Source organism: Haloplanus sp. C73 (assembly GCF_051195115.1).
GTDB lineage: Archaea > Halobacteriota > Halobacteria > Halobacteriales > Haloferacaceae > Haloplanus.
This window is the reverse complement of record NZ_JBNTJZ010000004.1, coordinates 128,288-152,685: the sequence shown is the minus strand read 5'-3', so window position 1 is coordinate 152,685 and position 24,398 is coordinate 128,288. Positions and strand designations below refer to the sequence as shown.

Genomic DNA, 24,398 nt, shown 5'->3' with positions numbered 1-24,398 from the left:
TCAGACGCCCCAGAGCGCGACGATGCCGGCGACGGTGACGAAAGACAGGAACAGTTGGAGGGGGCCGCCGACCCGGATGTAGTCCGAGAACTTGTACCCGCCGGGACCGTAGACGAAGAGGTTCGTCTGGTAGCCGACGGGGGTGAGGAAGGCCGTCGACGCCGCGAAGGTGACGGCGAGGACGAAGGAGAACGGGTCGGCGCCAATCTGTGTCGCCGCCTCGACGGCGACGGGAAGCATCAACACGACGCTCGCGTTGTTCGAGATGACGCCGGTGATGAGACCGGTCGCGACGTAAAACACCCAGAGGACGCCGATGGTGGGGAGGACGGTACTCGTCGACGCGACGAGCGTTCCGAGGAGGTCGGCGCCGCCGGTCTGTTCGAGCGCCATGCCGAGGGGGATGACTCCGGCCAGCAGGAAGATGACGTCCCACTCGACGGCGTCGTAGATTTCGGTCGGGTCGAGGACGCCCGTGGCGACCATGGCGACGACGCCAGCGAGGGCGGTGATGAGAATCGGGAGCGAGAGTGCGGCGAGCGCCTGAAAGCCAGCGACGCCCGTCACGCTGGCGAGCGCGTTGCCGACGGCCCCCCACGGAACGGCGGCGACGCCGACGACGCCGGCCATGATGGCGATGGCGTGGGGAATCTTCTCGGTTCGGTAGTGGGGTTCGTCGGGTTCGTGTGCGACGATGAAGTCCTCGTTGTCGGAGAGTCGGTCGATGCTGTCGGGCGCGGCCTGAATGAGGAGCGTGTCGCCCACGCGGATGCGGCGCTGGTCCATGTGGTCCCGGACCGTCTCGCCTCGGCTTCGGAACGCGAGGACGTTCGCGTCGTAGCGCTGTCGGAAGGTGGAACTCGCGAGCGACTTGCCGGCGAGGACGGAGCCGCGCGGGATGACGACTTCGACGAGCGTCTGTGCGGGCTCTGAATCGGGTTCGAGTTCGTCTTCGCTCCGGGGCGGGTGCCCCGTCAGCGTGAGGGTGTCGCGCTCGAGTAGTTGGTTGACCGTATCGCGGTCGGCCCGGAGACGGAGCAGGTCGCCCGCGCGGATGGTCTTCGGCCCGAGGGGTTCGATGAACTCCTCGCCATCGCGGACGACCTGCAGGATGTCGGCGTCGAACTCGACGCTGTCGATGGCGGTGGCGACTGTCTTGCCCACGAGCGGCGAGTCGGGTTCGACGACCACCTCGGTCAGATACTCCTCGATGGCGTACTCTTGGACGTAGTCCTCCTTGACGGGGACGCGTTCGGGGAGGAGCCGGTGGCCGATAGTCATGAGATAGAGGCTCCCGGCGAGGAGGACGATGACGCCGAGCGACGTGAACTCGAACATGGAGAAGGGGTGGCCGAGGAGACGCGCCGACACGTCGCTGGCGAGGATGTTCGTCGACGTGCCGATGAGGGTGAGCGTCCCGCCGAACATGGAGGCGTAGGAGAGCGGCAAGAGGAGTTTGGAGGGAGAGGTCTTGCCGGCGTGTGCGAGGTCAGTGATGACGGGGACGAGGATGGCGACGACGGGCGTGTTGTTGATGAACCCGGAGACGGGGCCGGCGACGCCGATGGTGGCGAGCAACTGTCGGTCCCGGTCCTCGCCCGCGAACGCGGCCATCTTCCCCCCGAGTATCTGCACCAGTCCGGTTCGGCTGATGCCCGAACTCAGGATGAGCATCGCGAGGACGGTGATCGTCGCGGAGTTCGAGAACCCGGAGACGCCCTCGGCCGCCGAGATGTGCGTGAAGTTCACGACGCCGTCGCTACCCAAGACCATCAACAGCACCATCAGGAGGATGGCGGTCACGTCGATTGGCAGGAGTTCCGTCACGAACAGGACGAGCGCGAGCAAGACGATGCTGAAGACGACGAGGGCGTCCGTCGACACTGTCGTGACGGCGAGCGCGACTGTCGAGAGCGACGTTCCAGACGAGAGCACGCTTCGATGGATGGTACAGAGCGGGCGCTTTCAAGATACCGGAGCGGACACCGTGTGTCGGGTGCCCATCCTCAATAACAATCATGAAGGTTTATTATGGATGGGCGCTATGGACGAACTACGATGCAACGCGTCGCACTCGTATGCTGACCGTGGTTCGATGACGCAACGCCGTTCGACCACCCATTCAGCATACGACCCAACCCAATGAGCACGTCCCGACGCACGACACCGAAGAACCGCACGACGATAACCATCGACCCGGTCATCCCGCTGCAGCCCCGGTCCGGAACCGGTCCAACGACCGACGGCCGGCGCGACCGACCGGAACCGGACACGGACACCGAGCCATCGACCATGGTCCCGATGATAGACCGCGGCGGCCTCGGTCCGAAGCCGAACCAGAACTGACGACTGCCCGTTTCGTTTTTTGCGACCCGTAGCGACGCTCCGACGCCAATCCGGCAAGGGTTTTGCCCGCCGAGGCGCAACTACCACCATGATGGACGAATCCGAACTCGAGACCGAACTTCGAAATTTCGGCGTCGACGTCCACGACATCGACGACGTCGACCCCGTGGAACTGTCGTACATCACCGCCTACCCGGGCGACGAGGTCAACCACATGGAGATGGGGAAGGTGCTGAACGCCTTCCTCGACATGGAGGAAGAAGACGACTGGGAGCCAAAGCGCGTCGAAGCGACGGTGCTTCGATTCGAGGACGAGGTGCTGAACACGTGGTACGCGAAAGCCGAGTGGTTCACGGGCCTGCGCGAGTACCGCATCTCCGAGACGGAGTTCTCGACGCGCGTTCTCGAAACGCTCGACGAAGACCTAGAGTGAGAGAGCCGTGACCGCGACCCAGTCACGCCGTCGGTTCGACGTCGCGACGACCACGCTCGCGTTCGAGAGCGAGGGCACCCGGTGTCGCGGTCGACTCTATCGCCCCGACCGGCCGTCGACGCCGCCCGTCGTCGTCTGCGGCCCCGATATCGCCGCCGAGCGAACCTTCGGCTACCCGGCCTACGCCGAGCGACTCGCCCGCGCGGGCTACGCGGCCTTCGTCTTCGATTACCGTGGCTTCGGCGAGAGCGACGACGCCGACCCATCGGGGCGGTTCGGTGGCGACACGCACCACTTGGTCGACCCCGCGGCACAGGTCGCCGACTGGCACGCCGCAATCGACCGGGTGCGGCGTCTCGACGGCGAGCGCCGCCCCGTCGCTCTCTGGGGGTACGGACTGGGCGGCGGGCACGCGATTCGCGTGGCCGCGAACCGACGTGTCGACGCCGTCGTCGCCATCGCGCCGTTTCTGGACGGCCGCGCCTTCGCCCGCGCTCGCTCACCCGGCTATCTGGCGCGAGCAGTCGCCGCCGGCGTCCGTGACCGCCTCGCGAGTGGGGTGGGGCGCTCGCACACCGTCCCCGTCGTCGGCGGGCGCGACGAGTTCGGCGTCCTGCCCCGACCCACGGGCGACGCGTATCTCGACCACGTGCCCCGCGAGAGCGACTGGCTCAACGAAACGCCCGCGCGGTCGCTCACCTCACTCGTTCGCTACCGACCGCTCGTGGACGCCGGCGACGTCGCCAGCCCGACGCTTCTCGTCGCCGCCGACACAGACGACATCTCCCCGGCCGACACCGTCGCCGAGGCGGCCGAGCGAATCGACCGCTCGACGTTCCTTCGCCTTCCGGTGGACCACGTCGACCCCCTCGGGCGCGCGTTCGAGGCGACGGTGGCACACCAACTCGTCTTCCTCGACGACGTCTTGGGCTAGCGGTAACGCTAGCGGCCGTTTCAGTCTCCCCAAAGGCTTTGCCGGGGCCACGACTTGACTCGGCCATGCGCCGTGAAACAACGCTTGCCGTCGGTGCGGCGGGCGTAGCCCTCCTCGCCGTCGTCGCCGCCGTCGTCGTCCCCGGTGCCCTCGCCGACCCCAGCGAGGACCGGCCGGTCCGTCCCGGCCCGGTCGATATCGCTGGCATGGACATCTCCGCGGGCGACGTGACCGGTGACACGGTCACGCTACAGGTCGAGACGCAACTTGCACACCGCGGGCCGCCGACGCGGAACGTGACCCTCCGCGTACAGGCCATCGACGCGGAGTCGGGGCTGGTGGAGACGACACGGACCGTCGACGTCGGTAATCTGACCGAGGAACGCGAGACGGCGGTGCCGACGAACCTGACCGTCGAGCGCGAGGGCGGCTATCAGGTTCGGGCGGTCGTCTACCGCGACGGTCAGCGCGTCGATAGCGGGATGCGCGAACTCCAAGGGCTAGAGGCACTCCAGCCGCCCTACGCTCAGAGCGACGTCCAGTTCGCCGAGGCGAGCGCCCTGCCTCCGGTTTCGTTCTCCATCGCCGAGACGCAGGCGAATCGGACGACTCTCGACCTGCAGATGGCGCTGACGAACACGGGCGACGAGCAACCGGAGGACCTCCGCGTGACGGTGACGCTCCGGCAGGCCGACTCGAACATCGTCGCGAACCGCGCGTCGGTCCCGGTTGGCTCTATCCGGCCGGGGCGGACGGAGACGGTGTCGACGCAGTTGACCGTCCCCGGGAACTACAACTACTACATCGACATCGTCCTCTGGAAGGACGGTGTCGTCATCGACAGCGCGCGCGGCGCCGCGAACCTCGACCCGACCGAGACGATTCGCGTCAACGAGACTCGGCGCGACGTGGAACTGCGCGTGAGTGACTTCGACCGCGACGGCGGGGACGGCGGTGCGCCGGTTCGAGACACAGAACAGGCCACCGCCGGCGGCGGCCCCGGCTTCGGCGTCGGCGTCGCCGTCGCGGCCCTTCTCGCCGTTGCGCTTCTCGCCCGGAGGTACACCAATGAGTGAATCCAGCACCCAATCCGAGAGCCAGTCAGAGCGTACCGAATCCAAGGCCGACACAGACACCACCAGCAACGTCCGGCGCTACGCCAACTACGCGATTCTGTTGGTGCTCGGCCTCCTCGCCTTCGTCGCCGTGATTCGGCTGTATCTCAGCGTCTCGAACGTCATCGGGACGTGGATAACCGACGAGTATCGCTCGCTGTTTCAGGCGGTGTTCAATCTCGTCGTGTTGCTGGCTGCCGGCGTCGGCATCTCCTATCAGCTCCGACGGCTGTACGGTTAGCTGACGAGGAGCCACGCCAGAAAGACGACGGTGCCGCCGAGGCCCGTGCTGAGGACGGCGTGGATGCGCAGTCGGTCCAGTAGTTCGTGTGCGTCGCCGGTCACCGTCAGGAGGTCGTGAACGTCGCTCCCGATTTCACACCGGGGAAGGAAGTCCATGGCGACGTGGAGGAAGATGCCGGCGGCGAAGCCGAAGACGATGCCGCGAACCACCGGGGCGGCGGGCAGTTGAATCAGGCTCGCGCTGAGCGCCGTAATCCCGACGCCCGCGGCCGGAAGGAGCAGTAGCGTCGGGTCGCGGTCGCTGGCGGAGAGGCGGCGGGCCGCCGCGTACCCCGCCGGTCCCTTGTGCGAGACGATGGCGAGGCCGAGAAGCGGCCCCAGTTCGGGCATGTTACCGTAGACGACGCCGATGATGATGCCCGCGGAGAGCGAGTGCGCCGAAAGCGCCGCGACGGTCCGGTCGAGTGGGAGGTCGTAGTGTGCGAGACGGTGACCGATGGTGTGGCCGGCGAACCCGATGAGGAGGCCGAGCGCGACGCCGAACCCGCCGAATGTGGCGTGATGCGCAATCGCTTGCGGGAGGAGGAAGACGGCGGCGCTCGTCACCATCGCGCCGGCGGCGAGGCCGTACCCCCACACGAGCGCCCACGAGCGCCCGCCCCACGTCCGCTGTCCGAGGGGGATGCCGAGCCCCATCGCCAGAAACGCGACCCACGAGATGCCGAGGAGTTTCCACGTGCCGGCAGTCGCCGCGAGCGCAGAGAGCGCGACTAGTACGCCGACTGCACCACCGCCGACGAGAGAGAGTCTACCCATATTAACAACGAATAACCAGAAATTAATAATACGTTCGGTCTGACCACTCGTGGTACGCTCTAACGGACCGTTTGTCTGTGAATATTTGCCAAAGGACGGGTTTGCTTGGGGGTTCGCCAACTTTACTTCGGAAATTTTAATCAGTCCCACCGACTACCTTCATTTACATGAGCAACTCAACTACGAGCGACCGACCCTCTGACGGCGACTACTACCTCCCCGGCGTCTCCGCGCCGTCGACGGCTGGCCCCGTCGAGCGACTTCTGACGCGCCTGTTCCGTCGTCGCGGTCGCTTCTGAACCGAGACTACTTTGAGTACCCGGCTCCCTCCTTCGAGGGATGAACCTTCGTTCGTTCGACCCCCTCCACATCGTCGCGGCACATCTCGTCGTCATCGTCGCCGTGATTCATCTGGCACTCGGCGTCAGTAACTGGCTGACGTATCTGAGCGGCGGCATCCTCTTCCCGCCGGACCTCCGCTGGCCGCTCTTCGTCGTGTCGGGACTCGCACTCGTCGGCGGGCTGGTCGCCGTCATCGCGGGCGCCGAGCGCCGCCCGCTCTATCTCGCTGGCATCGGCCTGATGGTGGTCTATGTCGTCGGCTACTTCGCGTGGCACGCAGGCGGGCATCGCCCGCTGTTTTTCGCCGGTCCCGGAACCCACCACCACGGCTCGACGCTCGCGTATCTGGCCGCACACGTCGTCGCCGGCCCCGCCGAGACGCTCGCACTCGCCTCCGAGACGGCACTCGCCGTCGTCCTCGGCTACCTGCTCTACCGGGAGTGACGCGGCCACGCTTTTGTCGCTCGTCCCCGTCTCGCTTGCATGGCACACCCGTTCGTCGTCGTCGGCGGTGACGCCGCCGGCCTGAGCGCGGCGAGCAAGTTCCGGCGCGAAACCGACCGCGACGTCGTCGTCTTCGAACGCGGACAGTGGGTGTCCTACGCCCACTGTGGCCTCCCTTACTTCGTCGAGGGGTCGGTCGACCGACTGACCGACCTCCTGTCGCTCTCGCCGAGCGACATCGCCGACCGGGGCATCGACCTGCGGCGTGGCCACGAAGTCGTCGCGGTCGACCCCCGGAGCCGAACCGTCACCGTCGACGCCGCGGACGGCCGGTTCGAACAGCCGTACAGCGAACTGCTGGTGGCGACGGGCGCGAGCGCGACGACCGGCGACTTCGACGCCACCCTCGACGGCGTCTTCACGATTCACGGCCTCGACAGCGCCGCGGCACTCGACGCCTACCTCGCCCCACCCGACGCGTACGACCCCGCTCGCCTCGGCGACGGCCCGGTCGACGACGACGCCGTCGCCAACAACGCCGCGCTCGACTCTCCGGACCGCGCGGCCATCGTCGGCGGCGGCTACGTCGGCGTCGAGATGGCCGAGGCGCTGACCGCCCGCGGCGTCGATGTCCACCTCTTTCAGCGGTCCGGGCACGTCCTCCAGCCGTTCGGCCCGGCCGTCGCCGACCGGGTGGAGCCACATCTCGCCGAACGGGGCGTGACGGTCCACACCGATACGGCGGTCGACCGCCTCGCCGGCGACGGCCGAGTGGAGGGGGTCGTCGTCGACGGCGACCGGATTCCGGTCGAACTCGCGGTACTCGGCGTCGGCGTCCGGCCGAACACGGCCATCCTCGACGATACGGACGCCGCCCGCGGCCCGAACGGCGCCATCCGCACCGACGCCTACGGCCGTACCTCCCTCCCTGCCGTCTACGCCGCGGGCGACGTGGCGACGGCGCGACACGCGGTCACGGGTCGGGAGACGTGGATACCGCTCGGGCTGACCGCCAACCGCGCCGGTCGAGCGGTCGGGGCTACCGTCGCTGGCACGCCGACACCCGTCGGCGACGTGGCGGGGACGGCAGTCGTGAAGGCCTTCGACATGGAATGTGGCCGCGTCGGACTCGTCGACGAGGCGGCGGCGACCGACGCCGGCTTCGACCCCGTCAGCGAGACGATAACTGCGGGGTCGCGTTCGGGCTACTACCCCGGAAACGAGGAGACGACGGTCACGCTCGTCGCCGACCGCACCACCGGACGCGTCCTCGGCGGCGCCATCGCTGGCCGGGACCGCGCCGCCATCCGCATCGACACGCTCGCGACGGCCATCGAGGCCGACCTGACCGTCGCCGAACTGACGCGTCTCGACCTAGCCTACGCCCCGCCGTTCAGCCCCGTCTGGGACCCCGTCCTCGTCGCCGCGAAGGTGGTCGCGGGGAATCTGTAACGCGAACCGGGCGGGCAGTATATAGGGGTCACGTCCCAACGGCGGGGCATGAACGGTAGCCCGCCGACGCCGTCGGTCGATGGTCGCTCGGTCGTCGTCGTCGGCAGCGGGTTCGGCGGCCTCTCGACGGCCTGCTATCTCGCAGACGCCGGCGCGGACGTGACGGTACTCGAGAAAAACGACCAACTCGGCGGCCGGGCGAGCAGGCTCCACGCCGACGGGTTCCGGTTCGACATGGGACCGTCGTGGTATCTCATGCCCGACGTGTTCGAGGACTTCTTCGCCGACTTCGGGCGCAAGCCCAGCCAGTACTACGGGCTGGAACGCCTCGACCCTCACTATCGCATCTTCTTCAAGGACGGCGACCGGGTCGACCTCGTCCCCGACATCGAGCAGAACCGTGACCTCTTCGAATCCTACGAACCCGGCGCGGGCGACGCCCTCGACGACTACCTCGACCAAGCGGCCTACACCTACGAGGTGGGGATGGAGCATTTCGTCTACGAGGACCGCCCTCGCCTCCGCGACTACATCGACCCCGACGTGTTTCGGTACGCCCGCGGCCTCTCGCTTCTCGGCACCATGCAGGGCCACGTCGAGGACTACTTCGACCACCCGAAACTCCAGCAAATCGTCCAGTACTCGCTGGTCTTTCTCGGCGGCGCGCCGGACAACACGCCCGCGCTCTACAACCTGATGAGCCACGTCGACTTCGAACTCGGCGTCTACTACCCCGAGGGCGGACTCGGGGGCGTCGTCGACGGCGTCGTCGCCATGGCCGAGGAACTCGGCGTCGACTTCCGCACGAACCACCCGGTCGCCGAAATCAGGGGCCAGCGAGGCGGCTTCGCCGTCCGAACCCACGACGGGCGCGAGTTCTTCCCCGACGAAGTCGTGTCGAACGCCGACTACGCTCACACGGAACAGGACCTCCTCGTGCCCGAGGACCGCCAGTACGACGCCGACTACTGGGAGTCACGCACCTACGCGCCCTCTGCCTTCCTCCTCTATCTCGGCGTCGAGGGCGACGTCGACGCGCTCGAACACCACACGCTCGTCCTCCCGACGGACTGGGACGACCACTTCGACACCATCTTCGGCGACCCGGCGTGGCCCGACGACCCCGCCTACTACCTCTGTGTCCCCTCGAAGACGGACGACACCGTCGCTCCCGAGGGCCACAGCAACCTGTTCGCACTCGTCCCCATCGCCGCCGGACTGGACGACGGCCCCGAGCGACGCGAGGCGTTTCGCGACCTGTTGCTCGACGACATCGCCGCCAACACGGGCGTCGACCTCCGTGACCGCATCGTCTTCGAGAAATCGTTCTGTGTCTCCGACTTCGCCGAGCGCTACAACAGTATGCGAGGGTCGGCGCTCGGCCTCGCACACACCCTCCGTCAGACCTCGCTCCTCCGCCCGCCCCACGCTTCGTCGGCCGTCGACGGCCTCTACTTCACCGGGTCGTACACCACGCCGGGCATCGGCGTCCCCATGTGTCTCATCAGCGGCCGGCTGACGGCGGAGGCGATGGCCGAATCACGATGACGCTGGCCTACCTCCTGAAACTCTCGCGCCCGCGGTTCTGGCTCTATCTCGCCGGCCCCGTCGCGGTTGGCGTCGTCTACGGCGCGCGGTCGCCCGCCGACCTGTTCACGCCGACCACGATTGCCCTCTTTGCGTACTTCCTCCTCCCCGCGAACGTCCTCCTCTACGGCGTCAACGACGTGTTCGACGCCGACGCCGACGCCGAGAACCCGAAGAAAGCGGACCGCGAGGTTCGCTACGGCGGCGAGCGCGTGGTCCCGCTGGCCGTCGTCGCCAGCGGCCTTCTCCTACTCCTCCCCACTGCCCTGACGCCGCCGGCGGCGTGGCCGTGGCTCGCCGGCTTCCTCGCTCTCGGCGTGGCGTACAGCGCGCCACCGCTCCGCCTGAAGACCCGCCCGCCGCTCGACTCGCTCTCGAACGGACTGTACGTCCTGCCCGGCGTGGCCGCCTACACCGCCGTCGCGGGCGCACAGCCGCCGCTTCTCGCCGTCGCCGGCGGGTGGCTGTGGTCGATGGCGATGCACACCTTCTCCGCGATACCCGACATCGACCCCGACCGGCGGGCGGGCATCGAAACGACGGCGACCCGCCTCGGCGAGCGCCGAGCCTACGCCTACTGCGCCGCCTGCTGGACCCTCGCCGCCGTCGCCTTCGGCGCTCTCGACTTGCGACTGGGCGCGCTCCTCGCTCTCTACCCCGTCGGCATCGCCCTCGTCGGCTGGTCAAGTGTCGACACCGCACGCGCGTACTGGTGGTTCCCCGCCGTCAACACCGTCGTCGGCGCGCTCATCTCCATCGGCGGCCTCTGGAGGCTCGTTCATGGCTGACGGCGAACCAGTCACCGCGACGAACCGCTCTCGCGCCGACGTGCAGGCGCGTCTCGACGCCCTCGTTCGCGACAACCGAGTCACCATCGCCGTCGTCTTCCCGCTCGTCGGCGCCGTCCTCCTCGTCGCCAGCGCCGAGGGCGTCGTGCCGGACCCGCTGGCCTTTCACCCCCTGCTCATCCTCCTCGGCACCCTCGTCATGCGCTCGCCGTTGCTCGTCGGCGTCGCACCGCTCGTCGACCGGCGGGCCGGCGTCGGCATCCTCGCACTCGCCGGCTACGCCTACGCCATCGAGTTCGTCGGCCTCCGGACCGCGTGGCCCTACGGCGAGTTCCACTACGCTATCGACCTCGGCCCTACCATCGCAGGCGTCCCAGTCGGCCTCCCCGTCTTCTTCCTACCGCTCGTGTGCAACGCCTACCTGCTTTCCCTGCTCTTGCTCGGCCGCCGAGCGCGGTCGGCCGCGATTCGTCTCCCCGCCGTCATCGGGACTGTCGTCGCCATGGACCTCGTCCTCGACCCCGGTGCCGTCGCGCTCGGCTTCTGGGCCTACACCGACGGCGGCCCGGTGTACGGCGTCCCGCTCTCGAACTTCGCGGGCTGGGTGCTCTCGGCGACGGTTACCGTCCTCGTCCTCGACGCCGTCCTCGACCGGACGGCGCTCCGTGACCGCCTCGAAACCTGTGAGTTCGCACTCGACGACTTGGTGAGTTTCGTGCTCCTCTGGAGCGGGGTGAACGTCTACTTCGGCAACTGGGGCGCCGCCGCCGTCGGCGGCCTGTTCGGCGTCGGCCTCCTCCGCGCCACCCGCTTCGACGCGACGCCCTTCGTCCCGGCGCGACTCAGGTGAGACGGCGGAGGCTGTCGACGGCGCCCTGCAGGAGACGGCGCGCGAGGCCGGGCGTCCGGCCGCGGTCCGTCGTCGCCTCGGGCCGGTCGGGGATGGCGCTGACGCGCCGAAAGACGGTTTCGGGGTCGCGGTTCCACGCCCAGTGCCAGCGCGTGCGCGCGACCAGCGCCAACTTTCGCGCCGTGCCTATCTGTGGCGTCGCCGACAGCACGTCGTACTCCCGCGCCCGGATGAGCCGGTGGTGGTCGGCGTAGAGCACCGCGGCCACCAGCACCGGGAACTGACAGTCCTCGGGCAGCGCCTCAATGCCGGCGACGCCCTCGTGATACAGCGCCTCCGTCCGTCGAAGCTCTCGCTCCATCGCCTGCTCGAACGCCGGACTCATCTCGAAGTCACGAATCTCGCGCTCCGAGACGCCGTACTCCGCGAGCGTCTCCATCGGCAGGTAGATTCGGTCCCGCTCGACGATGTCTTCGCGCACGTCCCGAAGGAAGTTCGAAAGTTGGAACGCCTCGCCGAGCGCCGTCGCGTGCGGGAGCGCTCGCTCCGGGTCCTCGGGGTCCATCACCGCCGTCATCATCCGGCCGACGGCGGCCGCCGAGCCGTCCATGTACGCCCGCAACTCCTCGAACGTCTCATACCTGTCTTTGCTCACGTCGGTCAACATCGCGTCGACGAACGTGTTCACGTCCGCGTCGGGGATGTCGTGTGTCTCGCGCAGGTCGGCGAAGGCGGCGAGCACCGGGTCGTCGGTCGGCTCCTCGCCCAGCGCCGCCGCCCGGAGGCGTTCGAGTTCCGCCCGTTGCTCGGCCGGGGGCACTCCCTCCGCGTCGTCGACCACCTCGTCCGCCACCCGGAAGAAGGCGTAGAGAACGTACGTCGGCTCCCGAACTCGCTCGGGCAGGAGCCGGGTCGCGAGGTGGAACGTCTTCCCCGTCCGGCGCTGAATCGACTTCCCACGGGCAACGCCGTCGTCACTCACCATCCGCGGGCCTCCGTTGTCGTGACCCACGTACTGCGTGGGCTATCAGCGGCGCGACGGACCATGTTACCAGAAGGTGTCGCTGCAGTCGTAGACGACCCCGTGATTCGGACAGACGTACTTGCAGTGACGGCGATGCATCGCCGTCTCACAGCTAGGGCAGGGACGGCCACTCCGTGCAGACATGGCTTTATATGACTACCACAGCGACATGACTGTTCCGCCCGTCGGCAGTTCGATTCACGAATCGGAAGATTGCGACATCGGAGGCGCTCGAACGTTCTACGGCCGTCGCTACTGCCGTGGAAACGGTCGACTTGACGGGCGAAAAAACGGAAATCGTCGAACGACTAGCGGCTCAGCACTCGGACCAGCCGCAGGACTCGCAGGTCTTGCAGCCTTCGGAGTAGTAGAGGTTCATCTCGCCACACTCCGGGCATTCGGGGCTCTCGCCGGCGGCGAGGAGGTCGGCGGTGTCGTCGTCGACGGCCGTCCCGTCCGCTCCCTCGGTCGGTGCCGCCGCCGCGGCCTCCATCTCCGCGTCTTCGAGTTCGGAGAGGTTCTGCTGTTTGGGGTAGGGCTGGTCGATTTCGCCGTCGAGATAGCGGCGCATCGCCGTCCCGATGGCGTCGGGGATGGAGTTAATCTGTTCGCCCTTGTCCCACGCGACTTTCGGCGAGCGGATGCCCTGCAGTTCGGAGGCGATTTCGCGCGGGTCGACGCCCGAGCGAAGCGCCGTCGAGATGGTCTTGGCCAGCGCCTCGGTGAAGGAGGCGGTGAAGCCACCGGAGTTGCCGATGTTGGCAAAGAGCTCGAACGGCTGTCCCGCGTCGTCCTCGTTGATGTTGACGTAGAGCTTCCCGTAGCCGGTGTCGATGCGCTGGGTGACGCCGTGGAGGACGTCGGGGCGCGGGCGCTTCGTACCGAGTTCGCGCTCGCCGTCCGCGGCGGCGAGCATATCGTCCAGTTGCGAGTCGAGCGCCGCCTGCACGTCCTCGTTGTCGAGGAAGCCTTCGAGCCCGCCGAACACTTCCTCTATCTGTTCGACCAGCATCTCCGCGGCCTCGCTCTCGTCGGAGAACTCGGTGTTTTTGGCGCGGGTCGTCAGAACCTGCTTCGAGCGCGTGCCGTCGCGGTAGACGGTGACGCCTTTCCCGCCGTTGTTGTAGATGTAGCGATACACCTCGTCCATGTCCTCGACGGACGCGGAGTTGGGGAAGTTACAGGTCTTCGAGATGGCGGAGTCGACGCCCTTCTGACACGCACACTGGACCGCGGCGTGTTCCTTACCGGCGAGGTCACCGGTCACGACGAACAGTTCGCCGATGGGGTCCGGCACCGTCTCCAGCCCCTCGACGCCGTCGAACTCGTTGGCGGCCATCTGCTCCTGTGCCTCCTCCTTGACCGCGTCGATATCGAGGTCGTTTGCCTCCAGCGTCCGCAGGAAGTAGTCGTCGAACTCGACGAGCATCTCGTCGCCCTGCACGTCGTCGGAGACGTTCTTGTAGTAGGCGACGTTGTAAATCGGCTCACAACCGCCGGTGGTGTTGCCGACCATCGACGTCGTCCCCGTGGGCGCGATGGTCGTCGTGTTGTGGTTGCGGATAGGGAAGCCGTCGGCCCACTCGTCGGCGTCCAGTCCCGTGTGATGCTCGAACCACTCGCGGTAGCGCGTCGGGTCGGCGTACTTCGAATCGTCCCAGTCGGAGAAGGTCCCGCGGTCTTCGGCGAGTTCGTGCGAGGACCACTTCGACTGGTGGTTGATGTGTTTCATCAGCTGCCGGGCGACTTCGTTCCCCGTGTCGCTCCCGTAGCGGATGCCGAGTTGGACGTACAGCTGGGCCAGCCCCATGACGCCCAGTCCAATCTTTCGCATCTCCCGGACCTTCTGCTCGATTTCGTCCACCGGGAAGTCGGACATGGTGACGACGTTCTCGAGGAAGCGCGTCCCGTAGTCGATGCGGTGGTCGAACGCGTCCCAGTCGATGGCTTCCTCGAGGAAGGCGTCGACGGCTTCGGCCTCCGTGTCGTACTCGTCCGCGTGTTCGTCGGCCCAGACCCGCCAGTCCGGCGCGTCGAGGTCCGCGAGCGTCGAGAGGTTGATGTGCCCGAGGTTACAGGCCTCGTACTCTTCGAGTGGCTGCTCGCCACAGGGGTTCGTCGCGAGGATGCGGTGGTCGGGGTTCTCCTCCACGTCGAAGGAGTGTTGCTTGTTCACACGTTCGAGGTAGATGACGCCCGGTTCGCCGTTCTCGTGGGCGCCCTCGACGATGTCCTCCCACAGCACCTCGGCGGGCATCGAGAGTTCCTCGCCGACTTCGACGTACTCGGCGAGGCCGAACATGTCGTAGAGTTCCTTCGTCTCCGGCGTGGCGATGTGTGGCTCGCCCGTTCGCGGGTTGGTGAAGGTGAACTCCCCGCCCTCCTGCAGCGATTCCATGAAGTCGTCGGTGATGCCGACGGAGATGTTGAAATTCGAGAGGTGACCCTCGACGGCGTTGCGGAGGTGTTTCGGCACCTTCCCCTCGTCGTCGATGAGTTCGCGGGCCTCCTCCAGCGCCTCGTTGAACGTGGTGTGAGTGTAGTCGTCCGGGTCGTTGAGGCGTAGCGTGTGCGCCAGCGAGACGTCCTTGTTCTTGGCGTGGATGAACTGAATCACGTCCGGGTGCGAGATGCGCATGACGCCCATCTGCGCCCCGCGGCGCGCGCCGCCCTGCGCGATGGTTTCGCACATCTGGTCGAACGTCCGCATGAACGTGATGGGACCGGAGGCGATGCCACCGGTCGAGCCGACGGGGTCGCCGTAGGGTCGGAGCCGCCAGAAGGCATAGCCCATCCCGCCGCCGGACTGGAAGACCTGTGCCGCTTCCTTGGCGGTCTGGTGGATGTCGTCGATGTCGTCCTCGGGCGAGTCGACGAAACACGCCGACAACTGCTGCAGTTCGTCGCCCGCGTTCATCAGCGTCGGCGAGTTCGGCATGAACGAGAGGTCGCCCATCAGCGTCTCGAACTCCTCGCGCGTCTCCTCGACGGTGGCGCGTACGTCTTCGGGGAGTTCGGGGACGACCGTCTCGTAGGCGAACTTGTTGACGTTGTGCTCGGAGAGCGACGTCTCGACGTCGTCGTCGACGGTCGTACCCTTACCGAACACCTCGGCGGCGAGTTCGTCGCGTCGGGGATGGTCGGGCTTCAACTGGTCCGGCGTGACCGTGATGTCGACGTCCTGCTTGCGCGCCTCGAAGACGGCCTCCGCGAGCGCGATGTTCTTCGCGACGCGCGGGAAGAGGTCCTCCGGGTCCTCTATCAGGTCGCCGTTCGCGTCCTTCCGAAGGTAGCGCGCGGGGAGGATGTTGTGATACGCGTTGGCGGTGAGTCGCTCTTCGAGTGTCTCTCCGTCGGTGCGTTTGATTGGTAACTCCACTTCGTCGGTGTCGATGTCGTACGTACTCATGTCTGGTGAAGGTCGGCGGGTCCCCCGCCCGGCCCGATAGCTGGCGTGAATCCGCTCGTGCATATGTGGAATCGAGAGGTAAAGGCGTTGGTTCCGCCCGCCAAACTGTCCGATTCCTGTCTACTTCCCTCGATGGGCCGGGACACGATGCCGCCTGTACAACTCAATCTTCCCGGGGCGACGCATATAACGCTATGTAGACCGGAGCGGAAGTGGAATATGCGAAGAATATCGCCCGACAGCGGCGGTGTTCCAGTCGAACTGGTGGTTGGTCGATTGCGGTGACCGTGTGCTGGCGATGCCCACAGCTGAGTGACACGAGAGAACACACCGTATCACACGGTCACACGCCGGCCGTCGTTACGTGTCCAGATTGTGATACATAACCGAACCGCCCGAGCGGCGGCGTACTGCCCACAGACTTATGCGCCCGCTGTGAGTCGATATCAGATATGTCGCTCTCGCCGCAAGTGGCGCTCCAACTGGGTGGCCTCCTCGGTGGACCGCTCGGGCAACTGCTACTCGCCATCGTCGTCATCGGCGTCGTCGTCCTCGTCGGGCGCGTCGTCCTGAAAGTCGCGTGGCGACTGGTGACCATCGCCGCCCTCGTGGTCGGCGTCCTCCTGCTGGCGTCGATGTTCCTCGGCTGAGCGGTCAGGCCGTCGGCATCGCCAGTCGGTGCAGGAAGTTGTCGATGATGTCGTGGCCCGCGGCAGTGAGGACGCTCTCGGGGTGGAACTGCACGCACTCGATGGGGTGCTCGCGGTGTCGGATGCCCATAATCAGGTCCACCTCGTCGTCCTCGGTGACGTGTGTCGTCGTCGCCGTCACGTCGAAACAGTCGGGGACGCTCGTCGCCACGAGCGAGTGATAGCGCCCGGCGCGAAAGCCCTGTTCGAGCCCCGCGAACACGCCCGCGCCGTCGTGGTCGACGGGGTAGGCCTTGCCGTGGATTGGCTCCGGCGCGTGGCCCACGCTCCCGCCGTAGGCGTAGACGGCCGCTTCGAGGCCGAGACAGACGCCGAGCGTCGGCACCGTCGGACTCACCTCGCGAAGCACGTCGAGGGTGACGCCCACGTCGCGGTCGTTTTTCGGGTGGCCCGGACCGGGACTGATGACGATAGCGTCGGGGTCGATAGCCCGCACGTCCTCCAGCGACGCGGTGTTTTTCAGCACCTCGACCGTGATTGGCTCGCCGGTCGCCGGGTCGGGGTGGTCGGAGATGTACTCGACCAAGTTGTAGGTGAAGGAGTCGAAGTTGTCGACGACGAGTACCTTCATCGCGTTGCCTCCGGTTCGGTGGCCTGTTCGATGCGGTCGAGGGCGTCGAGGACGCCGCCCATCTTCTGCTCGGTTTCCTCGTACTCGCTCGCGGGGTCGCTGTCGGCGACGATGCCAGCGCCGGCCTGTACCGTGATTCGGTCGGGGTCGCCGTGGGCTATCGTGGCCGTCCGGATGACGATGGCGAACTCGGCGTCGCCGGACCACGAGTAGTAGCCGACGCCGCCGCCGTAGACGCCGCGGGGGTCGCGCTCCAACCGGTCGATTATCTCCATCGCCCGCACCTTCGGCGCGCCGGTGAGCGTCCCCGCCGGGAACGTCGCGCGCGTGGCGTCGAACGCGTCGAAGGGCGGGTCGCGCTCCCCGCCCGCGCCGGGGGTGTCGTCCGTCGCGAGACGCCCCGTGACCGTCGATTCGATGTGCTGGACGTGGGAGTATTTGAGTACGTTCATGAACTCCTCGACCCGGACCGAACCGGGGTCGGACACCCGGCGGACGTCGTTGCGCGCCAAATCCACCAGCATCGTGTGTTCGGCGCGTTCCTTGCCGTCGGCGAGCATCTCGCCCGCGAGACGGCGGTCCTCGACCGGGCTGGTGCCGCGCGGGCAGGTGCCCGCGATGGGGTTCGAGACGACCCGGGTCCCCTGCACCGACACCAGCGTCTCGGGGCTGGCGCCGACGATGGAGCGGTCGTCGTGGCGCAGGAGGTACATGTACGGCGAGGGGTTGACGGCGCGAAGCGACTCGTAGAGCCCCAGCGCGTCTATCTCGCCCGTCAACTCTCGCTTCCGGGAGATGACACCCTGATAGATGTCGCCGTCGAGGACGTGGTCTTTCGCCGTCCGCACCGCGTCCTCGTACGCCTCGCGCGGGCCGGCGGTCTCTCCCTCTCGAACGAACCCGCCCGTCTCGGGGGCCTCGGCGTCCGCGAGCGTCTCCTCCACGTCGCGGGCCTCCGCGACGAGAGCGTCGTACACTGCACCGGGGTCAGAATCGGGGGTGACGACGGGCGTGAACACGAGTTCGATGGCGTCCTCGGCGTGGTCGAAGGTGACCGTCCGGGTCGTGAGGACGAACTCCGCGTCGGGGACGACGGGGTCGGGGCGGTCGACGCCCACCTCGTCGAGCCAGAGGTCGTAGACGGCGTCGTACGCGAGAAACCCGACCAGCCCGCCGTCGAGTTGCTGGCGATCGGCCTCTGGGAAGCCCACTCGCTCCAAGTCGGGGAGGGTAGTTCGGAGGGCGTCCAGAACGTCGGCATCGTCCGCGTCGGCGACGCCCGCCCGCTCCGCGACGAGTTCGGCCGTGGGGCTGCCGAGCGAATCGACGGTCACGTCGGTTCCGGTCACCGAGACGACGGCGTCGGGGTCGTAGCCGACGAAGGAGTAGCGCGCGTGGCGGTCGGCGCCCTCGCCGTCGGCGGTGAACGCGCCCTCGGGGTCGCTGGAAGGCGTCTTCTCGGCGCTCTCCAGCAGGAAGCCGTAGTCGCTCCGGTCGTCGAGGGCGGCGTAGGCAGACAGCGGCGCCGTCTCGGCGTCGAGCGTGACGGCGAGGCGAGCGACGACCGGGTCGGTCCGGTCGGCCAGACAGTCGACGAACGCCGCTCGGTCGTGGTCGGGGGTCATGCAAACACCTCCGCCGCGTTCCGGACGAACGCGGCGACGGCGTCGTGGTCTTTCTCCCCGCCCGTTTGCTCGACGCCGCTGGAGACGTCGACGGCGTAGGGGTCGACCGTCTCCACCGCCTCGGCGACGTTCCCCGGCGTCAACCCGCCCGCGAGAACGACCGGCGTCGAGAGGTCCTCGACGAGCGCTCGGGCGGCGTGCCAGTCGTGCGTCTCGCCCGTGCCGCCCGCGCCCGACTCGGTCGTCGAATCGAGCAAGAGGGCGTCGGCGACGCCGTCGTACCGGCGCACCCGCTCGGGGTCCCCGGCGTCGACGGCGGTGATGACGTCCGCGCGCGCCTCGCGCCGGATGTACCGGATGTCGGCGTCGTCGAACTCGCCGTGCAACTGGATGGCGTCGGGCGCGACGGCGCCCGCGAGTTCGACGGCGCGGGTCGCCGTGTCGGGCATCGCCACCAGCACCGTCGAGAGGAAGGGCGGAGCGGCGGCGACGAGGTTCGCGGCGCGTTCGGGCGCGACTTCCCGCGGCGTGTCGACGGACACCTCGGTGATGATACCGACGGCGTCGGCGCCGGCGTCGGCCACCGCCTGCAGGTCCGTCTCGCTCGTCACGCCACAGATTTTCGAGCGGACCATCAGACGCCCCGCAGGTCGTCGAACTTCGCGGCCGCGGCACCGGAGTCGATGGCCTCCCGCGCCGCGTCGACGCCGGCGGCCAAGTCGGGTGCGGCGCCCGCGATGTAGATGGCCGCGCCCGCGTTCGCGAGGATGATGTCGCGTTTCGGCCCCGTCACGTCGCCGGTGACGATACCTTCGAGGTCGGCGGCGTTCGCCTCGGGGTCGCCCCCCGCGACGGCCTCGACGGGCGCCTGCTCCAGTCCCAAATCGGCCGGCGTCAGCGTGTACTCCGTCACGGTGTCGCCGTCGACTTCGGCGACGGTCGTGGCGTCGTGCAGCGCGATTTCGTCCATGCCGGAGCCGTGGACGACGAGCGCTCGGTCGACGTCCATCTGCGAGAGTGCGCGGGCGAGAACGGGGACGAGGTCCGGGTCGTAGACGCCCACCACCTGCGCGTCGGCGCCGGCGGGGTTGGTCAGTGGGCCGAGGACGTTGAACACCGTCCGCATCCCGAGTTCCTTCCGTGGACCGATGACCGCCTTCATCGCCGGGTGGAAGACCGGCGCGAGCATGAAGCCGATGCCGTCGCGTTCGATGGCCTCCTCGACCGCCGGCGGTTCGGCCTCGACGTCGACGCCCGCGACTTCCAACACGTCCGCGCTCCCCGACGTCGAGGAGACGGAGTAGTTGCCGTGCTTGGCGACGGCGACGCCCGCGCCCGCGGCGACGATGGCGCTCGTCGTCGAGACGTTGATGGTGTCGTAGTCGTCGCCGCCCGTCCCACAGGTGTCGACCAGCGGCGTGCGGTCGGGCGTGATGGTCCGTGCCGCGTCCCGCATCCCCTGCGCGAAGCCGGCAATCTCCGTCTCCGTCTCGCCTTTCGCCCGAAGCGCCGCCAGCAACGCCCCAATCTGAGCCTCGGTCGCCTCTTCGAAGACGGCCCGGGCCGCATCCCGTGCCTCCTCGCGTGTCAAGTCCTCACCCTCGGTAACGCGCTCGATATAGTCCTGCATTAATGAACACCAGTGTATTAGTTCGGCTTGCAATGAACAAATCTATACACTTGCTTAAACCTGTCGTCGGGAGGCGGGGTGACCACGCGCCGCTGTCGTCGTCGGTCATATATTCCCCGGAATCGACGCGCGGGTCGCGGTTCCGAAAGGTTCAATTACCAGCCAGCGATACGTAGAGATGCGTTCGAAAGCACGTCACGACCGGGTTGGTGGTCTAGTCTGGTTATGACACCTCCTTGACATGGAGGAGGCCGGCGATTCAAATTCGCCCCAACCCACTTCCGTTTCTCACCGAACTGCTCGTCGAGCCGTCGGCTGGTTCGCTCCCACATGATTTCCCAGAAGACTGATGTCGACCCCGAAGCGTCCGTGTGGCGATGAGCGTCACGTACCGGTTCGGGATACTTCTCCTCCTCTTCGGTGGCTTTCTCTCCCTCAGTAGCACGGGGCTGTTTTCGGATATCGGACTGTGGGCGCTGTTCGCCGGTGCCCTGATTGGTGTTCTCGGCCTGCTCCGCTCTGGGCTACCGGAATCGAAGTGAGTGAGTCACGTCCAGCCTGTCCCGCTTCCCGGTCACCACCGCTCCAGCACCTGCTCACCGCCGGCGACTTCGGGGATGATGACCTCGTCGGCGCCGGCGTGGCGCGCCACGGACTCGTAGGTTTCGTCGCCGACGCGGACGACGACGGTCAGATGCGGCGCGAGCTGTGTCGCGAGCAGCGCAATCTGGATGTTCGCGTTCGAGTCGTCGATGGCGGCGACGAGCGACGACGCGCGGTCGACGCCCGCATCCTGCAAGACGCCCTCGTGTTTGGCGTCGCCCTCGACGCCGAGGAAGCCGTCGTCGAGGACGCGTTCGTACTGCGTGGGGTCGCGCTCGATGACGACTACTTCGCGCCCCTGTTCGCGCGCTCGCTCGGCGACCGTCTGTCCGAACATCCCGTAGCCACAGATGATGACGTGGTCCTCGACCGAGGCTCGTTCTCGTTGGTTTTTCACGCGTTTGAGTTCCTCCTGTATCTGCCCGCCGAACGCCGCCGTCAGCGCCGTTTCGCCCGTCCAGAGCAGCGCGCCGACGAGCGCCACGCGCACGACGATGGCGAACGTCTTGACGCGGTCGACCGGTCCCGAGGCGGTCTGGTAGTAGAGCGCGATGCTCGACGGGTCGAGGAGCCAGAACGCCGCCTCGACGAGGCTGACGCCGCCGATGTAGACGAACCCACCGACGCCACAGGCGACGACCCCGAGCAGCGCCAGCACGGGGCGGGCGACCCGGCGGAGCAGCCACCGGTTCGCCACGATGGGGACGTTCGAGCGGGCCACCACCGGCACGACGCCGCTCCCAATCAAAAGCGTGGACCTCCGTGCAAACGTTACCGGGTGTTCTCACCAGTTAGGCCGGAGGAACAACTTTCAAGCCATCGTGCGATGCACGTACACCTATGGATATCTCCGAGATTGCCATCTCCGAGTACATCGAAGTAGACGCTGGCGAGCGACTGGCGAAGGTCCGCTCCATCTTCGAGCGAGAGAACCCGAAGGGGCTCATCGTCACGGAGGACGGCGAGTACGCGGGCGTCATCGGCGAGCGTGACCTCGTCCGCTCGCGAATCGAGGACGACACGAAAGCGAGCGTGCTGATGAAGCCCGCGCCGCGAGTCGACCGAACCGAAGACGTCCGCGAGGTGGCGCGGGTCCTCGTCGAGGGCAACACCAAGATTGCGCCCGTCTACGAAGGCGAGAAACTCTGGGGCATCGTCACCGCCGACGCCATCCTCGAGGCGGTCCTCGACAGCCTCGATGCGCTGACCGTCGAGCAGATTCGAACCGAAGACGTCGTCACCGTCGGCGAGCAGTCCCACGTCGGACAGGCCATCAACCGCCTGCGCAAACACGGCATCTCGCGGCTCCCCGTCGTCGACGAGGACGGCTCGCTCACCGGCGTCCTCACCACCCACGACATCGTGGACTTCGTCGTCCGCGACGCCGACCGACAGGGGCGGGAGGACCGCCGTGGCGACATCGACCGGATGCTCGACCTTCCGGTTTACGACCTCATGACCAGCCCCGTGCTGACGACGACGGCAGACGAGACGGTCGAAGACGCCGTCCGCCGAATGCTCGACAACGACATCTCCGGCCTCGTCGTCTCCGACGGGGAGAACGGCGACACCGTCGCCGGCGTCCTCACCAAGACCGACGTGCTCCGGGCGCTCACCTTCACCGAGGAGGGCCAGATGGACGTCCAGATTACCAACGTCGCGCTGCTGGACACCATCACCCGCGAGGAAATCGTCGAGGACATCACTAGCGTGGCCGACAAGTATCAGGAGATGCAGGTGCAACACGCCCACGTTCGATTCCACGAACACAAGGAGAAACTGCGCGGCACGCCGCTCATCCAGTGCCAGATTCGACTGCGAACTAACCGCGGGCAGGTCGCCGGCACCGGCGAGGGCTACGGCGCCGACCACGGCTTCCACGTCGCCCTCGATACGCTCGAACGAAACGTCCTCGAACTGAAAGGACTCATCGCCGACGAGGAGTACCGCGGCCAGCTCCTCCGGAAACTCGGCGAGCTATAGGTCTTCGCCAGCAGCCAGCCCCTCGCCGGTGATTCGGAACGTCGCCGAATCGCCCGCGGGTTTCGACCGATGTTTCTCTAACGTCGCTCGGCGCTTCCCGCCGCGGAACCGGTCGAGTCTGAGTACCGTCCCCGTCCAGTGGTCGAGCGTGTGACCGCCGAGTCCTCGCGCTCGCTCACCCTCGGGGTCGGTGAACACCTGATTCGTGATGACCGCCGCGAGGTCGTGTTTGCGGGCGAGCGAGAGGAGATGCGTCACCTGCCCGCCAACCCGGCGCAGCGTCTCGCCCTCGTCGTCGTCGTCGTGGCGCTCCAGACGGTAGAACCCCGTCGCGCTGTCGAGGACGATTAACTCGGCGCGCGAGGCGAACTCCGCGGCGTCCCGGACCGCTTCCTCCTGTTCGGCGAAGTCGTGGGCCTCGGAGACGACGATGCGGGACGTGATTTCCTCCACGTCGCCATCGGCGGTCGCTTCGGCGAGTTGGCGAAAGCGCTCGATGGACAGCCCCTCGGTGTCGATAAACACCGCCGTCCCGCCGTCGGCGGCGACCTGTACCGCCGCCGAGAGCGCGAGGTTCGTCTTACCGGCGGCTGGCGGGCCGTACACCTGCGTGACGGTGCCGCGCTCGAACCCGCCGCCGAGCAGGTCGTCGAGCGGCTGACAGCCGATGGGGACTGGGTCGGACACACACGAACTGAGTCGCTGTGGGTCATAAACCCTCGACACCGCGACACGCTTTAGCGCCGCGGGGGAGAAGGACTGGCGTGATTGTCGTCGCCACCGCCGATTTCGCACTGTACCACGAGGTCGTCGACCGCCTCCGACAGCGCGGCGTGACGTTCACTACCGTCGAACCCGGCGACGACCTGCCGGACGGCGCGTCCGTCGTGCTCACCGCGCCGGACGACCCGGCTCCGAGCGGAGACGTCCAGCACGTGACGGCCACGGCGGGCGAGGCACGGCGCGCCGTCGACGAGGCGCTCTCCCGGCTCCGCGGCGGCGAGGGTCGGACCGTCGTCGGCGTCGACCCCGGCCCCCGCCCGGGCATCGCCGTCCTCTCGGGCGAGACAGTCGTCGCCGCGTTTCAGGTGCCGCTGAGCGACGCCGTCGAGACTATCCGACAGGAGGTGGCAGACGCCGTCGACCCTGTGGTCCGAATCGGCGACGGCGCTCGACTGCAGGGGGCGCGACTCGTCGAGGACCTCGACGACGTACCCGTCGAACTCGTCGACGAGACGGGGACGACGCCGTATCTCGGGAACGGCGCGCGGGGCATGGACGACGTTCTCGCCGCGGTCAACATCGCGCGACTGGACGGCGAGCGCGTGGAGTCTCGCGATATCGACCCCACGGCGGGCGAACTCCAGCGAATCAAGGACCGCTCCAGAGAACTGTCGGGCGACGACCGGACTATCGACGACACCCTCGCCCGCCGCGTCGCCACCGGCGACCTGACGATAGCGGAGGCGCTGGCCGAACACCGCGACCGCTGA

26 protein-coding genes and 1 tRNA gene are annotated in these 24,398 nt (G+C 67.5%); 16 read left to right on the top strand and 11 right to left on the bottom strand.

Features of this window, described 5'->3' with window-relative positions; genetic code table 11:
- Complete coding sequence (locus tag ACQUSQ_RS09150) at window positions 1-1,884, bottom strand: SLC13 family permease (protein WP_435068689.1); 1,884 nt, start codon at window positions 1,882-1,884, stop codon at window positions 1-3.
- A 258-nt stretch (window positions 1,885-2,142) separates the two neighbouring features.
- Between ACQUSQ_RS09150 and ACQUSQ_RS09145 the strand changes: the two genes are divergently transcribed.
- From ACQUSQ_RS09145 to ACQUSQ_RS09125, 5 genes are all read left to right on the top strand, one after another.
- Window positions 2,143-2,346, top strand: coding sequence for a hypothetical protein (locus ACQUSQ_RS09145; RefSeq protein WP_435068461.1), 204 nt, complete (start codon window positions 2,143-2,145; stop codon window positions 2,344-2,346).
- A gap of 88 nt (window positions 2,347-2,434) precedes the next feature.
- Window positions 2,435-2,779 (top strand): hypothetical protein, encoded by a 345-nt coding sequence (locus ACQUSQ_RS09140; RefSeq protein WP_435068460.1) that lies wholly within the window; start codon window positions 2,435-2,437, stop codon window positions 2,777-2,779.
- 7 nt (window positions 2,780-2,786) lie between these two features.
- Complete coding sequence (locus ACQUSQ_RS09135; RefSeq protein ID WP_435068459.1) at window positions 2,787-3,713, top strand: alpha/beta hydrolase; 927 nt, start codon at window positions 2,787-2,789, stop codon at window positions 3,711-3,713.
- A gap of 65 nt (window positions 3,714-3,778) precedes the next feature.
- On the top strand, window positions 3,779-4,789 hold the full coding sequence (locus tag ACQUSQ_RS09130; protein WP_435068458.1) for a DUF7490 domain-containing protein: 1,011 nt from the start codon (window positions 3,779-3,781) through the stop codon (window positions 4,787-4,789).
- Window positions 4,782-5,069, top strand: coding sequence for a hypothetical protein (locus tag ACQUSQ_RS09125; protein ID WP_435068456.1), 288 nt, complete (start codon window positions 4,782-4,784; stop codon window positions 5,067-5,069). Before ACQUSQ_RS09130 ends, ACQUSQ_RS09125 begins: the two co-directional genes overlap by 8 nt.
- On the opposite strand, the gene ACQUSQ_RS09120 is transcribed toward ACQUSQ_RS09125, so the two are convergent.
- The gene (locus tag ACQUSQ_RS09120; protein ID WP_435068455.1) at window positions 5,066-5,887 is read right to left on the bottom strand and encodes a ZIP family metal transporter; all 822 of its coding nucleotides are present in this window, start codon (window positions 5,885-5,887) and stop codon (window positions 5,066-5,068) included. The two genes, ACQUSQ_RS09125 and ACQUSQ_RS09120, sit on opposite strands and share 4 nt — an antisense overlap.
- Window positions 5,888-6,054: 167 nt before the next feature.
- Between ACQUSQ_RS09120 and ACQUSQ_RS09115 the strand changes: the two genes are divergently transcribed.
- Genes ACQUSQ_RS09115 through cruF form a run of 6 tightly spaced genes read left to right on the top strand, consistent with a single transcriptional unit; the run spans window position 6,055 to window position 11,350 of the window.
- Complete coding sequence (locus ACQUSQ_RS09115) at window positions 6,055-6,186, top strand: hypothetical protein (RefSeq protein ID WP_435068454.1); 132 nt, start codon at window positions 6,055-6,057, stop codon at window positions 6,184-6,186.
- A 40-nt stretch (window positions 6,187-6,226) separates the two neighbouring features.
- On the top strand, window positions 6,227-6,673 hold the full coding sequence (locus ACQUSQ_RS09110; protein WP_435068453.1) for a hypothetical protein: 447 nt from the start codon (window positions 6,227-6,229) through the stop codon (window positions 6,671-6,673).
- Window positions 6,674-6,712: 39 nt separating this feature from the next.
- Window positions 6,713-8,125, top strand: coding sequence for an FAD-dependent oxidoreductase (locus ACQUSQ_RS09105; RefSeq protein ID WP_435068452.1), 1,413 nt, complete (start codon window positions 6,713-6,715; stop codon window positions 8,123-8,125).
- A gap of 48 nt (window positions 8,126-8,173) precedes the next feature.
- On the top strand, window positions 8,174-9,673 hold the full coding sequence (locus tag ACQUSQ_RS09100; RefSeq protein WP_435068451.1) for a phytoene desaturase family protein: 1,500 nt from the start codon (window positions 8,174-8,176) through the stop codon (window positions 9,671-9,673).
- Entirely contained in the window at window positions 9,670-10,500 is an 831-nt protein-coding gene (locus ACQUSQ_RS09095) for a prenyltransferase (RefSeq protein ID WP_435068449.1), read from the top strand. Before ACQUSQ_RS09100 ends, ACQUSQ_RS09095 begins: the two co-directional genes overlap by 4 nt.
- Window positions 10,493-11,350, top strand: coding sequence for a bisanhydrobacterioruberin hydratase (gene cruF / locus ACQUSQ_RS09090; protein WP_435068447.1), 858 nt, complete (start codon window positions 10,493-10,495; stop codon window positions 11,348-11,350). Before ACQUSQ_RS09095 ends, cruF begins: the two co-directional genes overlap by 8 nt.
- On the opposite strand, the gene ACQUSQ_RS09085 is transcribed toward cruF, so the two are convergent.
- The 3 genes from ACQUSQ_RS09085 to ACQUSQ_RS09075 all read right to left on the bottom strand — a co-directional run bounded on the left by ACQUSQ_RS09085 (window position 11,343) and on the right by ACQUSQ_RS09075 (window position 15,783).
- The gene (locus ACQUSQ_RS09085; RefSeq protein ID WP_435068445.1) at window positions 11,343-12,335 is read right to left on the bottom strand and encodes a phytoene/squalene synthase family protein; all 993 of its coding nucleotides are present in this window, start codon (window positions 12,333-12,335) and stop codon (window positions 11,343-11,345) included. The genes cruF and ACQUSQ_RS09085 overlap by 8 nt on opposite strands.
- A gap of 63 nt (window positions 12,336-12,398) precedes the next feature.
- Window positions 12,399-12,518, bottom strand: coding sequence for an HVO_2523 family zinc finger protein (locus tag ACQUSQ_RS09080; RefSeq protein WP_435068444.1), 120 nt, complete (start codon window positions 12,516-12,518; stop codon window positions 12,399-12,401).
- A 172-nt stretch (window positions 12,519-12,690) separates the two neighbouring features.
- Window positions 12,691-15,783: an adenosylcobalamin-dependent ribonucleoside-diphosphate reductase gene (locus tag ACQUSQ_RS09075; RefSeq protein WP_435068442.1), complete on the bottom strand. Its 3,093-nt coding sequence runs from the start codon at window positions 15,781-15,783 to the stop codon at window positions 12,691-12,693.
- A 452-nt stretch (window positions 15,784-16,235) separates the two neighbouring features.
- On the opposite strand from ACQUSQ_RS09075, the gene ACQUSQ_RS09070 reads away from it, so the two are divergent.
- Complete coding sequence (locus ACQUSQ_RS09070) at window positions 16,236-16,433, top strand: hypothetical protein (protein ID WP_435068441.1); 198 nt, start codon at window positions 16,236-16,238, stop codon at window positions 16,431-16,433.
- A gap of 4 nt (window positions 16,434-16,437) precedes the next feature.
- On the opposite strand, the gene trpG is transcribed toward ACQUSQ_RS09070, so the two are convergent.
- Genes trpG through trpD form a run of 4 tightly spaced genes read right to left on the bottom strand, consistent with a single transcriptional unit; the run spans window position 16,438 to window position 20,319 of the window.
- Window positions 16,438-17,064, bottom strand: a complete 627-nt coding sequence (gene trpG, locus ACQUSQ_RS09065) for an anthranilate synthase component II (protein ID WP_435068439.1) — start codon at window positions 17,062-17,064, stop codon at window positions 16,438-16,440.
- A complete protein-coding gene (gene trpE / locus ACQUSQ_RS09060; RefSeq protein ID WP_435068438.1) occupies window positions 17,061-18,689 on the bottom strand; it encodes an anthranilate synthase component I in 1,629 nt (542 codons plus the stop codon). Before trpE ends, trpG begins: the two co-directional genes overlap by 4 nt.
- Complete coding sequence (locus ACQUSQ_RS09055) at window positions 18,686-19,324, bottom strand: phosphoribosylanthranilate isomerase (RefSeq protein WP_435068436.1); 639 nt, start codon at window positions 19,322-19,324, stop codon at window positions 18,686-18,688. Before ACQUSQ_RS09055 ends, trpE begins: the two co-directional genes overlap by 4 nt.
- Entirely contained in the window at window positions 19,324-20,319 is a 996-nt protein-coding gene (gene trpD / locus ACQUSQ_RS09050) for an anthranilate phosphoribosyltransferase (RefSeq protein ID WP_435068434.1), read from the bottom strand. Before trpD ends, ACQUSQ_RS09055 begins: the two co-directional genes overlap by 1 nt.
- Window positions 20,320-20,522: 203 nt before the next feature.
- Here trpD and ACQUSQ_RS09045 point away from each other — a divergent pair.
- A tRNA-Val gene (locus tag ACQUSQ_RS09045) sits at window positions 20,523-20,597 on the top strand.
- Window positions 20,598-20,696: 99 nt separating this feature from the next.
- Window positions 20,697-20,861, top strand: coding sequence for a hypothetical protein (locus ACQUSQ_RS09040; protein ID WP_435068433.1), 165 nt, complete (start codon window positions 20,697-20,699; stop codon window positions 20,859-20,861).
- 32 nt (window positions 20,862-20,893) lie between these two features.
- Here the strand turns inward: ACQUSQ_RS09040 and ACQUSQ_RS09035 are convergent, their stop codons facing one another.
- Window positions 20,894-21,643 (bottom strand): potassium channel family protein, encoded by a 750-nt coding sequence (locus ACQUSQ_RS09035; RefSeq protein ID WP_435068432.1) that lies wholly within the window; start codon window positions 21,641-21,643, stop codon window positions 20,894-20,896.
- 119 nt (window positions 21,644-21,762) lie between these two features.
- Between ACQUSQ_RS09035 and ACQUSQ_RS09030 the strand changes: the two genes are divergently transcribed.
- Window positions 21,763-22,905 carry a CBS domain-containing protein gene (locus tag ACQUSQ_RS09030; RefSeq protein WP_435068431.1) on the top strand — a complete coding sequence of 381 codons (1,143 nt, stop codon included), beginning with the start codon at window positions 21,763-21,765 and terminating at the stop codon, window positions 22,903-22,905.
- Here ACQUSQ_RS09030 and radB read toward each other — a convergent pair.
- Entirely contained in the window at window positions 22,900-23,592 is a 693-nt protein-coding gene (gene radB / locus ACQUSQ_RS09025) for a DNA repair and recombination protein RadB (protein WP_435068430.1), read from the bottom strand. The two genes, ACQUSQ_RS09030 and radB, sit on opposite strands and share 6 nt — an antisense overlap.
- A 77-nt stretch (window positions 23,593-23,669) precedes the next feature.
- On the opposite strand from radB, the gene ACQUSQ_RS09020 reads away from it, so the two are divergent.
- Window positions 23,670-24,398 carry a hypothetical protein gene (locus ACQUSQ_RS09020; RefSeq protein WP_435068429.1) on the top strand — a complete coding sequence of 243 codons (729 nt, stop codon included), beginning with the start codon at window positions 23,670-23,672 and terminating at the stop codon, window positions 24,396-24,398.